This is a genomic window from Streptococcus hillyeri (assembly GCF_041081565.1).
GTDB classification, from domain to species: Bacteria; Bacillota; Bacilli; order Lactobacillales; family Streptococcaceae; genus Streptococcus; species Streptococcus hillyeri.
Genome location: NZ_CP163513.1, coordinates 2,137,799 through 2,151,344, shown reverse-complemented (window position 1 = coordinate 2,151,344; position 13,546 = coordinate 2,137,799). Strand labels below are relative to the sequence as shown.

Genomic DNA, 13,546 nt, shown 5'->3' with positions numbered 1-13,546 from the left:
CCAACCTCTATTTTTGTCTATAAAATTGCTCAACTTCTTTTTCCAACATAGCTACTAGGTCATCTTCTTCAGTAAGTTTTAGCAGTGTCAATCCCTTGTCAATCAGTTCTTCATCCTTTTGACAGATACCGAGCCGGACTTGGGCGCAACCGAGGAAATCAAATCGTTTTATTTCTTTTGCGGTATCTAGTGCCCATAGTACTATTGCTTGTGATTCCTTGATGTGCTTATGATATAGGAAAATAGTTGATAAATTCATTAAAATAGTGAATTGGTGTAATTTGATATTTTTATAGTCGGAGTATTTTTCTAAACTATCTAAAATTCTTTGAGTGACTTTTTTGACCTGTTCTAAAGGGAAATAATAGAGAATATTGCTGAGAAGTCTTAAATCACCGTAATACCAAGTGTCTTGTTTTTCTAGATAATTCCAAACTTTAGTTGTTATATGATCCAGTTCAGCATGTTGTCCAAAATCACCAAATTTTCTCAATAAAATATTTGCCAGAAGGCTATTTGAAAGATTTTCGATGGGGAGGTCATGGTGATTTTTTAGGTAATCAGAGCATTGCAATTCTAATGCTTCTAGCTGAGATATTGGAACAATACTATTAATATGTGAGACGTTATTCAAGATTTTCTGCCTCTCATTAGGGTAATATAAATTGCAGATGTATTCAAATTCTTCTAAGGTCATATCTATTTGATTCAAGAGAAAAATCATTGTATCAAATTTAGGAATAACTGTTCCACTCTCAATTCGTGTCAAGGTAGATCGTGCAAAAACATTGGCACAAATGTCTTCTTGAGTCAGCCCTTTTGATTTTCGTATTTCTTTATATAACTTTCCATAATCCCAGCGTAACATATGCTACCTCCCAAAAATAAAATGTTACTGCATGCTTCAATTTGAACAATTATCGTAAAATTATTATACCATAATAGTAGATTGAGGGGGAGAAGATGAAAAAACAAATTTTAAAAATTTTATTATTGCTAACAGTTGTTACCCTTACTTACAAATTAGGTGAGGGGGACATTCAATGGTGGCCGTGGCTTCCGTAGCTTTTAGTTAGTAAACATCGAAAGAAGGTGAGTTCGATGGATAAGATAGCATGACTTGATCAAAAGAGTTTTATGGCAATATATTATGATCTAACTATGAGGTAAAAAATAATGAAAATTAGAAATATAATGTTATCAATGACTTGTGTAACCGCTCTTGGTTTAATGCTTCCGGTGACTACTGTTTCGGCGGCAGATCCTCAAAATAGTAGTTCTGAGACATTCACCATTTTGGAGCCATCAGACAATCAACTGGTGGTGGCTCTCCCAGAAGGTGGTTATATTGCTGATAATGATGGCGGTTCAGACTTTGATCCTGAGATTATTAAAGTAAATGGCGGTACTTTGATGACGTATGCGCAATACAAGACGCTACCTAAAATAAATGCTAGTATTGGTGCTTTTGAGTTGTTTCCACTATTTAGAGCGGCTAGTCCATCAGGTGCTACAGAAAAGGTGATAGAATATGGCAAGCACTATACTTCTGAAAATTTTTCTGGTAGAGGATGGCGTTTTTCAGGCTATAAATTCAAACCTTCCAGTGGTTCAGGCACTTACTTGAAATGGAAAGCTGTGAATGATAGTGGTATGGTAGGGAATTATGACCAGGCTTTTGCTACATATAGCGGTCAAGGGACACATGGTACTTTTGTTTCGGAAAATCAGTCTTTATTGATAGATGGCAATTACAAGTGGCAGTATTTTTACACCTATAATCCAAAACCGGGGTCTTATTATATCGTTTACAATAAAGAATAAGGAGAAAAAACATGAAAAAACAACTTACAATGCTTACTGTATTAGCAACGGTTATAGCATTAGGAGCTTACTGGGGACTATCAACTCTCCAAATATCAGCTAGTGAAACAGCGGTTGTTCAGGAAGCGCCTCAGGTAGCTCCTATGAAAACTACCGATGCACTAGTAGAAGTGTGGAAAGATAGACCAATTGAAGAGTTGGAAAGTTATTTAGCGCATATACCAAATGAAGTGCCAGTTATTGCTTACCCAGATGAAGTGGGGGGGGAATCAGCGCAATGTGCGAGGGATTCGATTGGCATGGAGAATCAGCTGGAGAGTTACGAGCAGAAGATGGAAGTTTGGTGTATCCAGATTTAGCTTTTGAGAGCGAGTATGCAGCAACACCAGTAGAAATTATTGAGGCTGTAAAAGAGGCACAGGCTCAATAATTGCTCAATAAGAAATCGAATATAAAATGATTCTCACTTGCGACTGGGAAACGCAATTGAAAAAATCATTTCGGTTAAAATAATCCCAAAAGCCTATCACTTCGGTAGGCTTATTTTTGTCTATAAAATTGCTCAACTTCTTTTTCAAGCGTAGCAACTAATTCCTCTTCTTCAGTGAGTTTTAACAGTGTCAAGCCCTTGTCAATCAGAGATTCATCTCTTTGACAGATACCGAGACGGACTTGGGCAAAGCCTAAGCTGTTATAAACTTTTAGTTCTTTTGAGAGTGTCAGGATTTTATGAGTGAGCTGTTCACAATCTTTAATAAGTCCCTTTTGTAAATATATAGTTGACAGATTAGAGAGTAATGTGAGTTGAAAAGGATTAATATCTCGGTAGTTTTTGTATTTTTCAAGGCTACTTAGAATCTTTTCAACAATATGAGGTAGGGGTTCTATATCAAAATGATAGAGGATAGTTCCTAGAAATTTCAAGTCACTAATATACCAAGTATCCATTGGTTCTAGGTAATTCCAAATAGATTGGGTCATACTTTGTAAAGTTTCATTATTTTCAATACCATTTTTACGAATTTCTAAAATAATTTGTAAGGAGTGGTAGAGATTTTGGATTGGTACATCATGGTGAGTTTTAAGATAGGTTTTGCAATCTTCGAGTAGTTTAGACAGGGACTGAATTTCCGTGAATGAATTTTGATTTTGAATAGTCGTCATAATTTTTCGACGTTGACTGGGATGATATTCGTTACAAATATATTTAAACTCAGGTAAAGTCATATCTATTTGCTCGAGGAGAAATACCATTCGTTCAAAACTAGGGATAACTTCACCACTTTCGATTTTAGCAAGTGTGGAGCGACTCATAAAGTCTCCGCAGACGTCATTTTGCGTATATCCTTTTGATGTTCTGATTGTTTTATAGATTTGTCCATAATCCCAGCGCATATTAGTCCTCCTTTAGGTGTGAAAATATTATACATTTTGAAAATATAAAAAATATGAAGATATCATTATATCAAAAAAGGAGGAAATAGATAGGATGTTAAAAAGTATCAAAAAAATTGCTGATGATTATTTTGTATTAATTGTCGGTATACCTATCCTTGTGTGGCTATCATTAGCATTTGTTCCAAATCGATGGCTAGGTCAAAATTATTTTATTAGTAATACTTTACTTCTTAACGTATTTCCATTATATGGAATATGTTTAGTGATATTATCATTAGTATGCAAAAAAAATAAAATATTTTTGGTTTGGTTTACTATTCTTGTTTGCGTTCTTTGTAACGATGGCTTTAGGTTATTTATTTTTAGGTGGTTAACTCAATATTTAAAATAATATAGAGGTTGGGATAATTTTTTTCTCAGCCTCTTTAGGCATCATGAGATGATTTTTTCAAAAGCTTTCAAAAAAATAGAAAATCAGATTGAAAAAGGAAAAAGCTTTACAAATGATAATTCTGTAATGAAATTTCATTCGTTGATGAATGTTACTCTGTCTATTATATTTTTGATAGTTCAAAAATTTACCCTGGTAAAGTTGGTGAACATAACGTTATAGGAAATGGCTCTCAGCTTACTGAAAATGGAAAAGATATAGCGTATATCTACTATCTTGACCCATCTGCTGGAGTTAGTGATCCTGTCTATGGTGGATTGAAAAAAGTAGCACCAGAAGAATTATTAAATGCTATGCTGACCTGTGTTGAACCTAACTATGCTTGGTGAAGCAAGACCAGCTTTATTAAATTTGGTTCAATAAGTTACAAAAGCCTCACTTGTATTTTATACAGGTGAGTTTTTTTATGATAAAATATCCTCATAAATAACGAATAATCATATAGGAGGTCATATGAAAGCTGAACTTATTGCGGTTGGGACCGAAATTTTAACAGGGCAGATTGTCAACACGAATGCTCAATTTTTGTCGGAGAAAATGGCGGAGCTGGGGATTGATGTGTATTTTCAGACAGCCGTTGGAGACAATGAGGAGCGTCTCTTATCTGTGATTGACATTGCGGCAAAGCGGAGCGATTTGGTGATTTTGTGTGGGGGTCTTGGTCCGACTGAGGATGACTTAACCAAGCAGACTTTGGCGAAATACCTTGGAAAAAAATTGGTTTTTGACTCTCAAGCCAGTCAAAAATTAGATGACTTCTTTTCTACGCGTCCACAGTATGCTCGAACACCAAACAATGAACGTCAGGCACAATTAGTGGAAGGATCAATCCCCATCCAAAATGTGACTGGTTTGGCTGTAGGAGGCTTAATTGAGGCTGATGGGGTTCGTTATGTCGTCTTGCCTGGTCCACCGAGTGAGCTAAAGCCGATGGTTAATGAAAACCTAGTACCACTTCTAAGTCAGGACCATAAACGCCTGTATTCTCGTGTTCTCCGTTTCTTTGGGATTGGGGAAAGCCAATTGGTGACGGTTTTGTCTGATCTGATTGATGAGCAGACAGATCCAACCATTGCTCCTTATGCTAAGACGGGCGAGGTGACCTTGCGTCTCTCGACCAAGGCGACTTCAGAGGCGGAGGCAATTGCTCGTTTAGAGGGGTTCGAAAGTCAAATCTTGTCTGTTAAAACCTTAGAAGGAAAAGCTCTCAAGGAGCTCTGCTATGGTTACGGCGATGACAATAGTCTAGCCCAAACTGTGGTCAACCTACTGAAAGAAAAGGGGAAGACCTTGACAGCAGCTGAGAGTTTAACAGCTGGGCTTTTCCAATCAAGCATTGCTGATATTTCAGGAGCATCTCAAGTATTTGCAGGTGGTTTTGTGACTTATAGTTTGTCAGAAAAGGCTAAAATGCTTGGTATTGCTAAGGAAGACTTGGAAGGTCATGGTGTGGTTTCGGCTTTTACGGCTGAAAAAATGGCAGAGCAGGCACGATTATTAGTTGGTAGTGATTTTGCAATCTCTCTTACAGGTGTCGCTGGGCCAGATGAACTAGAGGGACAACCGGTAGGAACAGTTTTCATAGGACTTGCTAGTGAAAAGAGTGTGACAAGTATTAAGGTGGTAATTGGTGGGCGTAGTCGTGCGGATGTCCGTTATATCGCCACTCTTCATGCTTTCAATCTTGTGCGTCAGGCTTTATTATCTGATGAAATTTTAGTATAATAGAGAGAATATCTAAGAAGAGGTAAAAATATTGGCTAAGAAAACCAAAAAGACAGAAGAAATTACCAAAAAATTTGGTGACGAGCGTCAGAAAGCTTTGGAAGAAGCCTTAAAAGGCATTGAAAAAGACTTTGGTAAAGGCGCTGTGATGAAATTGGGTGAACGTGCGGAGCAGAAAGTTCAAGTGATGAGCTCAGGTTCATTGGCGCTAGACATCGCTCTTGGTGCGGGTGGCTACCCTAAAGGACGTATTATTGAAATCTACGGTCCTGAAAGTTCAGGTAAAACAACAGTTGCCCTTCATGCGGTTGCTCAAGCACAAAAAGAGGGTGGTATTGCTGCCTTTATCGACGCGGAACATGCCCTTGATCCAGCCTATGCAGCAGCTCTTGGGGTTAATATTGATGAGTTGCTTCTCTCTCAGCCTGACTCAGGTGAGCAAGGGCTAGAAATTGCTGGTAAATTGATCGATTCAGGTGCAGTTGATTTGGTCGTTATTGACTCAGTTGCTGCTCTTGTGCCACGTGCTGAGATTGATGGAGATATTGGTGATAGCCATGTTGGTCTTCAAGCTCGTATGATGAGTCAAGCCATGCGTAAACTTGGTGCCTCAATCAATAAAACAAAGACGATTGCCATCTTTATCAACCAATTGCGTGAAAAAGTGGGCGTAATGTTTGGTAATCCAGAGACAACTCCTGGTGGCCGTGCGTTGAAATTCTATGCTTCTGTACGTTTGGATGTACGTGGTAGCACTCAAATCAAAGGGACTGGCGACCAAAAAGATCAAAGTATTGGTAAAGAAACTAAGATTAAAGTCGTAAAAAACAAAGTTGCTCCGCCATTCCAAGTGGCAGAAGTTGAAATCATGTATGGTGAAGGCATTTCACAAACAGGTGAGCTTCTTAAGATTGCGACAGAGTTGGATATTATCAAAAAAGCTGGCGCTTGGTTCTCATACAACGATGAGAAAATTGGCCAAGGTTCAGAAAAAGCTAAAGAGTATCTGAAAGAACACCCTGAAGTGTTTGAAGAAATCGATCGTAAGGTTCGTTTGCACTATGGCTTGCTTGAAGAAAGCGACGAAGAAAAAGCTGCTAAAGCAACTCCAGTTGTCGAAGAAGTTACTTCAGCACCGGAAATTGATACTGAAGATATTGCTATTGAGCTTGAGTTGGATGATTAAGAAGGCTGAATAGGAACTGATTTTTAAAGAGAAGTCAGTTGCTGTGAATGAAAGTTCGGCCTGTCAGTGTTGTTATCAATGTGGGACATTTTATAACGACGCTGTGTTTAAAACCTCAAAACTTGTATTTTAATAGCAAATAGGTCCGAAGACCTATGTTATTCATAGGATGTTTGTGGTATAATCATACTATCATGTGAAAGGAGACGGAACATGATTACTATTTATACAGTTTCAAGTTGTACTAGCTGTAAAAAAGCCAAAAGTTGGCTTAATGCCCACAAACTCCCTTACAAAGAACAAAATATTGGTAAAGAGCCTCTCACCAGAGAGGAAATCATGGATATTCTAACCAAAACTGAAGAAGGGGTTGAAAGCATTATTTCTTCAAAAAATCGCTATGCTAAAGCCCTTAATTTTGATCTTGATGAATTGAGTGTTAATGAAGTGATTAACTTAATTCAAGAAAATCCTCGCATTTTAAAAAGCCCTATTTTAGTTGATGATAAACGCTTGCAAGTTGGTTATAAAGAAGATGATATTCGCACCTTCTTACCACGTTCGATTCGTAATGTCGAGAACGCTCAAGCTCGCATGCGTGCAGCACTGTAAAAATGAAAAGGGACGCCAGAGAGTATCTGGCGTTTTTGTGGTGCCACGGACTCGTAAAGTAATAAAGGAACGCTTGTTGTATGGAAAGTTATATCACAGTTCAATTTTCTTATTTATTGGTTAGGCAGTCTGATAGTATCACTAGTGATTGTTACGAGATTAGATAAAAGGCTAATTTTTCGTATTCTGTCATTTAAAAGAACACTAGAAAACTTGTGAAATCCTCTATAATAAGCTATAATAGAGCCATGACCATAGCAGAAAGAGGGTGTTTTTATGGGATTTACAGAAGAAACTGTCCGCTTTAATCTGAACGATTTAAATCGCAAGGAGATTAGCGAGACATTAACGAGTGTTTATCGTTCTTTGGATGAAAAGGGCTATAATCCAATTAACCAGATTGTTGGTTATGTATTGAGTGGTGACCCTGCCTATGTACCACGCTATAATGACGCTCGCAATCAGATTCGTAAGTATGAGCGCGATGAAATTGTTGAAGAGCTTGTTCGTTACTATCTTAAAGGAAATGGGATTGACCTCAAATGAGAATCATGGGACTAGATGTTGGCTCTAAGACGGTTGGTGTTGCGATTAGTGATCCACTCGGTTTTACTGCACAAGGGGTTGAAATCATTAAAATTGATGAAGAAGCTGGCAACTTTGGATTTGATCGCTTAGGTGAATTGGTCAAGGAATACCGTGTTGACAAATTTGTCGTTGGACTTCCTAAAAATATGAACAACACTGAAGGACCTCGTGTTGAGGCTAGTCGTTCATATGGCGAAAAAATTGCTGAGCTTTTCAGTTTACCAGTGGATTATCAGGATGAGCGTTTGACAACGGTTCAGGCTGAACGTATGTTGGTTGAACAGGCAGATATTAGTCGTGGTAAACGTAAGAAGGTCATTGATAAATTAGCAGCGCAGCTTATTTTGCAAAATTACTTAGATAGACATTTTTAATAATAAAGGATTTTGGCTAAAGAAAGAGAACAAGAAATCTTTGAGTTTAGCCTATAGAGAAGGGGAGACACTATGTCACACGAACACAACCATAACCACGAAGATGTGGAATTGATCACTCTTGTTGATGAAGCAGGAAACGAAACACTTTTTGAAATCTTGATGACCATTGATGGGCGTGAAGAATTTGGTAAAAACTATGTTCTTCTTGTACCTCATGGGGCAGAAGAAGATGCAGAAGGTGAAGTTGAAATTCAAGCTTACTCATTCACTGAAAATGAAGATGGTACTGAAGGCGATTTACAACCAATCCCAGAAGATTCAGATGCTGAATGGGATATGATTGAAGAAGTTTTCAATAGCTTCCTTGATGAAAATGAATAAGACAAGAAGTTGAGATAGGTACTTGAGGTGCTTATCTCAACTTTTTTAGTTTGTCGGAGACATTTTTCTTTTGTTACGAATATTCTTTTGAAAGGAGACTATTTATGGGACTAACAGAAGAAGAAAAAGCGTTTATGGAACGTTATGAATCCAAGTATTTGCATACTTTTAAAGAAATGTTACGCTATGCCAAGCTCTTGGAAAAATTGACGATATGCTAGTTTTTGGTTATACTAGAAAGGTAACTAGCAAGGAGACTTATCGTGAACGATACTAAAGAAATGCAAATAACTCAACGAGGGACGTATAGTCGTAGACATCGTGAGGATAGAGAGATTTATGAGTCTCTTGAAGACAGTCAATATCTACAGGAGACAGAACCAAAAGCTCCAAGACATTTTCATTTAGGCTTTACACAACACTTTCAACTATTACTTTTGAGTGTTATTGTGACTGCATTGACTGTTGTCTTGCCTTATATGACTTCTTTGGCGACAGATTATCAGCAATTTAATCTTTATGCGGGATTGATGATGGTGAAGAATCAATTACCTTATAGTGATCTTTTTACAACAGGCGGTTTTCTTTTTTATGCTGTCATTGGTCTTAGTCAGGCATGGGGAAGCCAACTGTATCTGCTTGGGATTCAATTGTTAGCACTTTATGTATCAGGAGTGACGCTTTCAAAAATCATTCTGTTTTATACGGATAGCCATGATGCTAGTATGACTGGAGGAATAGCTTTTTATTTGGCTAATATTGTTCTTGGTTTTGGGGGGCTTTATCCTATGCAGTGGGCGGCACCATTTGTTTTGATGGGGCTTTGGTTCCTTATTCGTTATTTTGCAGGAATGACTAAGGACGAGGGTTTTATTCTTTACGGGCTTAATGCTGCCTTGGCTTTGTTTTTTGAGCCTAAGACCTTGTTATTTTGGCTGATTGCTTTTGTGCTGTTATCAGGATATAATTTGTCTCAAAAGCGTTTGGCACGTGGGTTCTATCAGAATCTTGCTATCTTTTTTGGATTGATTCTCATCATTTATACGGTGGGGTATTTCATTTTTACCCTTGAGCTTACGGTTCCTTATTTGAGACAGGTTCTGATTTATAATTTCACACATTTGGCATGGGGGGATGGTTCTCTTTGGCAGACAGTGCTTCTGCAAGTTGGGCTTGCTTTCTTATCTGGTTTACTTTTAGGGGGAGTGGTCTTTTTTGAGCACATTCGAAAAGTTAAGACAGATCAGTTGTCTCGTGTTTTACTATTTCTTAGTCTTTTGGTTTATGTGGTTTGGGCGGTCTTGTCAAAAAGCTGGGCTTTCTATCAGCTCTTGCCAGCTCTGCCATTTGGCCTAATATTAACGGTTATTAGCCTTGATGGTTTTGCCAAGCAACGTCAGATGCGTCGCAATTCACACCGTCGTCCAGAGGATGAGCGTAGCTTGTGGGGAAGCTTCCTCGTTAGCCATCTGATGGGTCCAGTGGTCTTGGTAGTGGTGGCATTAGCTCTGCCATTTTACCAAAAGATGACGCATGAGAGTTTGGATAGTGAACGGGCGGTGATTGCTAGCTATCTTAAGGAGAATACGGCTGCTGATGAGCCTGTGGTTGTCATTGATAATCGGGCAGACATTTATTTGTTAAGCAAGCGTCGTACGGCAACTCATTATCCGGTGGCTAGTCTTTATCAGGCTTCTGACAGTCGTGTCAGAGACTTTGAAGATGACTTTTTAGGTAGTCAATCAAAAATCGTTGTCGTGAATAATGCCTTGACGGTGAGCCAATCGGTCACAGAAAGTTTATCAAAACATTACACGAAATTGTCTTTAGACAATCTAGAGCATTTTACCGTTTACCAATTAAAATAAGGGTTTGATATCAATATATTGTGTTTTAAATATTTTTTGGCACAATATGTTGATTTTTTTTGTGGTAATGCTATAATAGACTTTGTTAACATTTAAAGGAAAAGAGTGTATCAGTGATGGTGATTAAAACGATTACAGTAATTAAGCGTGATGGTAGACAGGTAGCTTTTGATACGGATAAAATTTATCAGGCGCTAGTGCGAGCAAGTAATGAGATAACATCGCTGACACCTCTGATTGAAAATAAACTTGAGGGACTTGCAGCAAGTATTGTTGCAGAAATCAATGATCGCTTTCATGACAATATTAAAATTTATGAAATTCAAAATATTGTTGAACATGAGCTTTTGAAGGCTGGAGAATATGCTCTGGCTCAGGAATACATCAACTACCGTACCAAACGTGATTTTGACCGTGCCAAGGCAACGGATATTAATTTTTCAATTGATAAATTGCTTAATAAAGACCAAACGGTGGTTAATGAGAATGCCAATAAGGACAGTGATGTTTTCAATACCCAACGTGATTTGACGGCTGGTATTGTCGGTAAATCAATCGGTCTCAAAATGTTACCACCTCATGTGGCGAATGCCCATCAAAAAGGTGACATTCACTATCATGACTTGGATTATAGTCCCTATACACCAATGACCAATTGTTGTTTGATTGATTTTGAAGGGATGTTGAAAAATGGCTTCAAGATTGGAAATGCTGAGGTGGAAAGTCCGAAATCCATTCAGACAGCGACCGCTCAGATTTCTCAAATCATTGCCAATGTGGCTTCTAGTCAATACGGTGGTTGTACGGCAGATCGCATTGATGAATTTTTAGCGCCTTACGCAGAGCTTAATTACCAAAAGCATTTGAAAGATGCTGCGGAGTGGGTGGTCGAAGAGAAGCGTGAAGATTATGCCCGTCAAAAGACACAAAAAGACATCTATGATGCCATGCAATCTTTGGAGTATGAGATTAATACCTTGTTTACTTCCAATGGGCAAACACCATTTACGTCCCTAGGTTTTGGTTTGGGAACGTCTTGGTTTGAACGTGAAATTCAAAAGGCTATTCTTAATATCCGCATTAAAGGTTTGGGTCGTGAAGGTCGCACCGCGATTTTTCCAAAATTAATCTTTACGGTGAAACGTGGGCTTAATTTGGAGCCAGGGACACCAAACTATGATATTAAGCAATTGGCTTTGGAGTGTGCAACGAAACGCATGTACCCAGATATGTTGAGCTATGATAAGATTATTGAGCTTACAGGTTCTTTCAAGGCGCCAATGGGGTGTCGCTCGTTCTTGCAAGGATGGAAAGATGACAATGGCAATGATGTGACTTCTGGACGTATGAATCTAGGGGTTGTTACGGTTAATCTGCCCCGCATTGCCCTAGAGTCAGATGGTGATATTGACAAGTTTTGGGACCTTTTCCTAGAGCGTATGACTATTGCTAAGGACGCTTTGGTCTATCGTGTGGAGCGTGTCAAAGAGGCGACGCCTGCTAATGCGCCAATCCTCTATCAATATGGTGCTTTTGGACAACGTTTGGAGAAGACGGATAAGGTTGATGAACTCTTTAAAAATCGTCGTGCAACGGTATCTCTTGGTTACATTGGACTTTACGAGGTGGCAACGGTTTTCTATGGTGGCGATTGGGAGAAAAATGCTGCCGCTAAAGATTTTACGGTCGATATTGTCCGTCAGATGAAAGAATTCTGTGAAAGTTGGTCAAACGAGTACGGCTACCATTTCTCAGTTTATTCGACACCATCAGAGAGTTTGACAGACCGCTTCTGTCGTTTGGATACGGAGAAATTCGGTATTGTGGAAAACATTACGGATAAAGAGTATTACACCAATTCATTCCACTATGATGTTCGTAAGAACCCAACACCATTTGAAAAATTAGATTTTGAAAAAATCTACCCAGAAGCTGGTGCCAGCGGAGGCTTTATTCATTACTGCGAATACCCAGTCCTTCAACAAAATCCGAAGGCGCTTGAAGCTGTATGGGATTATGCTTATGATCGTGTCGGCTATTTGGGAACCAATACGCCAATTGATAAGTGCTACGCTTGCCATTTTGAAGGTGATTTTGATCCAACTGAACGTGGCTTTAAGTGTCCAAATTGTGGAAACAGTGATCCTAAGACGGTGGACGTAGTGAAGCGTACTTGTGGCTATTTAGGAAATCCGCAGGCGCGTCCGATGGTCAATGGCCGTCACAAGGAAATCTCTGCACGTGTGAAACACATGAACGGCTCAACGATTAAGGTTGAGGGAAATTGATGAGTGATATGATTGATTGGTTAGAAAAACAGTATTGTCAGACAGATATGACAGTTAAGATTTGTGAGCCAAATCCTCAGGCGGTGGACCATTTAAAGTCAATTTATCAAATTGATGAAGAATCTTTTATGGGTAATATCTTGCTTCATACAGGTGGTATAGTCGTGGAAAACTGGCTTCGAATTTATGGCAGTGGTCAGTATGATTTTGCCACCAAAAATGAAGAGTTATCAGAGTTCTCATCTCTCATAGTAGCAGAAGATGTCACAGGTGGACTGTTTGCGCAACAATCAGATGGAAAAATTCGTTATTTTTCAGCAGATGGTTTAGAGTGGGAAGATTTAGACATTTCTTACAATGAATTGATTTTATTTAGTACCAGTCCTCAAAGGATGGCTATGTTTTACAGTCACGCTAGATGGGAGGGCTGGGAGCAGGATTTGGAACAACTCCAACCTCACGAAGGAGTTAGTTATTATCCGTTTCTTTGGTCTAAAGAAAGTCAGGACGGTTTTTCAACCAAAATAGTACCGATGGCAGATATTTTTGAGCTTGAAAAGTCTTTTTTGTAAAAAATGGAAAAGCATGAAAGAAAGGAGCAGGTCATGGGAAAATATCAATTAGATTATAAGGGCATGCAGCAGGTTGAAAGGTTTCACGAGAAACATTCGACTGTAAAAAACGATAAGAAGGCGCGCGTGCAAGCGCTCTTGAAAAAAGCGACTAAGAAAAAATAAGCGAACAAGTAGGAGGCAGGTGGTGAATAGCTATCACCTGCTTTTTTGGTCTTTTGATAAGTGCAATTTGGGAGTTGGCTAGATATTTTTAGTTGACGAACATCGGATAGG

Annotated in this window: 14 protein-coding genes and 1 pseudogene; 13 read left to right on the top strand and 2 right to left on the bottom strand. The window is 38.7% G+C overall.

The features are described 5' to 3' along the window. Nucleotides 1–7: 7 nt before the first annotated feature. Nucleotides 8–868 (bottom strand): Rgg/GadR/MutR family transcriptional regulator, encoded by an 861-nt coding sequence (locus tag AB6M99_RS10680; protein ID WP_121836252.1) that lies wholly within the window; start codon nt 866–868, stop codon nt 8–10. Nucleotides 869–1,176: 308 nt separating this feature from the next. Between AB6M99_RS10680 and AB6M99_RS10675 the strand changes: the two genes are divergently transcribed. Next, nucleotides 1,177–1,824 carry a hypothetical protein gene (locus tag AB6M99_RS10675; RefSeq protein WP_183121691.1) on the top strand — a complete coding sequence of 216 codons (648 nt, stop codon included), beginning with the start codon at nt 1,177–1,179 and terminating at the stop codon, nt 1,822–1,824. 11 nt (nt 1,825–1,835) lie between these two features. Next, complete coding sequence (locus tag AB6M99_RS10670; RefSeq protein ID WP_369351236.1) at nt 1,836–2,183, top strand: hypothetical protein; 348 nt, start codon at nt 1,836–1,838, stop codon at nt 2,181–2,183. 181 nt (nt 2,184–2,364) lie between these two features. On the opposite strand, the gene AB6M99_RS10665 is transcribed toward AB6M99_RS10670, so the two are convergent. Beyond that, the gene (locus tag AB6M99_RS10665) at nt 2,365–3,219 is read right to left on the bottom strand and encodes a helix-turn-helix domain-containing protein (protein WP_369350768.1); all 855 of its coding nucleotides are present in this window, start codon (nt 3,217–3,219) and stop codon (nt 2,365–2,367) included. Nucleotides 3,220–3,753: 534 nt separating this feature from the next. Between AB6M99_RS10665 and AB6M99_RS10660 the strand changes: the two are divergent. The 11 genes and pseudogenes from AB6M99_RS10660 to AB6M99_RS10610 form a co-directional block, all read left to right on the top strand. Next, nucleotides 3,754–4,002: pseudogene (locus AB6M99_RS10660) on the top strand (hypothetical protein); the annotation flags it as partial. A gap of 124 nt (nt 4,003–4,126) precedes the next feature. Further along, a complete protein-coding gene (locus AB6M99_RS10655) occupies nt 4,127–5,398 on the top strand; it encodes a competence/damage-inducible protein A (protein ID WP_121836247.1) in 1,272 nt (423 codons plus the stop codon). A 31-nt stretch (nt 5,399–5,429) separates the two neighbouring features. Beyond that, nucleotides 5,430–6,584 (top strand): recombinase RecA, encoded by a 1,155-nt coding sequence (recA, locus tag AB6M99_RS10650; protein WP_121836246.1) that lies wholly within the window; start codon nt 5,430–5,432, stop codon nt 6,582–6,584. Between the two features lie 213 nt (nt 6,585–6,797). Then, nucleotides 6,798–7,196, top strand: coding sequence for a transcriptional regulator Spx (spx, locus tag AB6M99_RS10645; protein WP_121836245.1), 399 nt, complete (start codon nt 6,798–6,800; stop codon nt 7,194–7,196). A gap of 276 nt (nt 7,197–7,472) precedes the next feature. After that, nucleotides 7,473–7,742: an IreB family regulatory phosphoprotein gene (locus AB6M99_RS10640; protein WP_027974214.1), complete on the top strand. Its 270-nt coding sequence runs from the start codon at nt 7,473–7,475 to the stop codon at nt 7,740–7,742. Beyond that, a complete protein-coding gene (ruvX, locus tag AB6M99_RS10635) occupies nt 7,739–8,158 on the top strand; it encodes a Holliday junction resolvase RuvX (RefSeq protein ID WP_121836244.1) in 420 nt (139 codons plus the stop codon). The genes AB6M99_RS10640 and ruvX overlap by 4 nt, the downstream gene beginning before the upstream one ends. A gap of 72 nt (nt 8,159–8,230) precedes the next feature. Beyond that, the gene (locus AB6M99_RS10630) at nt 8,231–8,542 is read left to right on the top strand and encodes a DUF1292 domain-containing protein (RefSeq protein WP_121836243.1); all 312 of its coding nucleotides are present in this window, start codon (nt 8,231–8,233) and stop codon (nt 8,540–8,542) included. A 263-nt stretch (nt 8,543–8,805) separates the two neighbouring features. Next, entirely contained in the window at nt 8,806–10,410 is a 1,605-nt protein-coding gene (locus tag AB6M99_RS10625) for a DUF2079 domain-containing protein (RefSeq protein ID WP_369350764.1), read from the top strand. A gap of 116 nt (nt 10,411–10,526) precedes the next feature. Then, on the top strand, nt 10,527–12,698 hold the full coding sequence (gene nrdD, locus AB6M99_RS10620; RefSeq protein WP_121836241.1) for an anaerobic ribonucleoside-triphosphate reductase: 2,172 nt from the start codon (nt 10,527–10,529) through the stop codon (nt 12,696–12,698). Beyond that, nucleotides 12,698–13,270: a DUF2625 family protein gene (locus AB6M99_RS10615; protein WP_121836240.1), complete on the top strand. Its 573-nt coding sequence runs from the start codon at nt 12,698–12,700 to the stop codon at nt 13,268–13,270. The genes nrdD and AB6M99_RS10615 overlap by 1 nt, the downstream gene beginning before the upstream one ends. 33 nt (nt 13,271–13,303) lie before the next feature. Further along, complete coding sequence (locus tag AB6M99_RS10610; RefSeq protein WP_121836239.1) at nt 13,304–13,435, top strand: hypothetical protein; 132 nt, start codon at nt 13,304–13,306, stop codon at nt 13,433–13,435. The last annotated feature ends 111 nt before the right edge of the window (nt 13,436–13,546 follow it).

Excerpts from the sequence above, each read along its gene's own strand:
- AB6M99_RS10675 (WP_183121691.1), top strand. The coding sequence starts at position 1,177 with ATGAAAATTAGAAATATAATGTTATCAATGACTTGTGTAACCGCTCTT.
- AB6M99_RS10665 (WP_369350768.1), bottom strand. The coding sequence starts at position 3,219 with ATGCGCTGGGATTATGGACAAATCTATAAAACAATCAGAACATCAAAA.
- AB6M99_RS10655 (WP_121836247.1), top strand. The coding sequence starts at position 4,127 with ATGAAAGCTGAACTTATTGCGGTTGGGACCGAAATTTTAACAGGGCAG.
- spx (WP_121836245.1), top strand. The coding sequence starts at position 6,798 with ATGATTACTATTTATACAGTTTCAAGTTGTACTAGCTGTAAAAAAGCC.
- AB6M99_RS10680 (WP_121836252.1), bottom strand. The coding sequence starts at position 868 with ATGTTACGCTGGGATTATGGAAAGTTATATAAAGAAATACGAAAATCA.
- nrdD (WP_121836241.1), top strand. The coding sequence starts at position 10,527 with ATGGTGATTAAAACGATTACAGTAATTAAGCGTGATGGTAGACAGGTA.
- AB6M99_RS10670 (WP_369351236.1), top strand. The coding sequence starts at position 1,836 with ATGAAAAAACAACTTACAATGCTTACTGTATTAGCAACGGTTATAGCA.
- ruvX (WP_121836244.1), top strand. The coding sequence starts at position 7,739 with ATGAGAATCATGGGACTAGATGTTGGCTCTAAGACGGTTGGTGTTGCG.
- AB6M99_RS10615 (WP_121836240.1), top strand. The coding sequence starts at position 12,698 with ATGAGTGATATGATTGATTGGTTAGAAAAACAGTATTGTCAGACAGAT.
- AB6M99_RS10610 (WP_121836239.1), top strand. The coding sequence starts at position 13,304 with ATGGGAAAATATCAATTAGATTATAAGGGCATGCAGCAGGTTGAAAGG.
- AB6M99_RS10630 (WP_121836243.1), top strand. The coding sequence starts at position 8,231 with ATGTCACACGAACACAACCATAACCACGAAGATGTGGAATTGATCACT.
- AB6M99_RS10640 (WP_027974214.1), top strand. The coding sequence starts at position 7,473 with ATGGGATTTACAGAAGAAACTGTCCGCTTTAATCTGAACGATTTAAAT.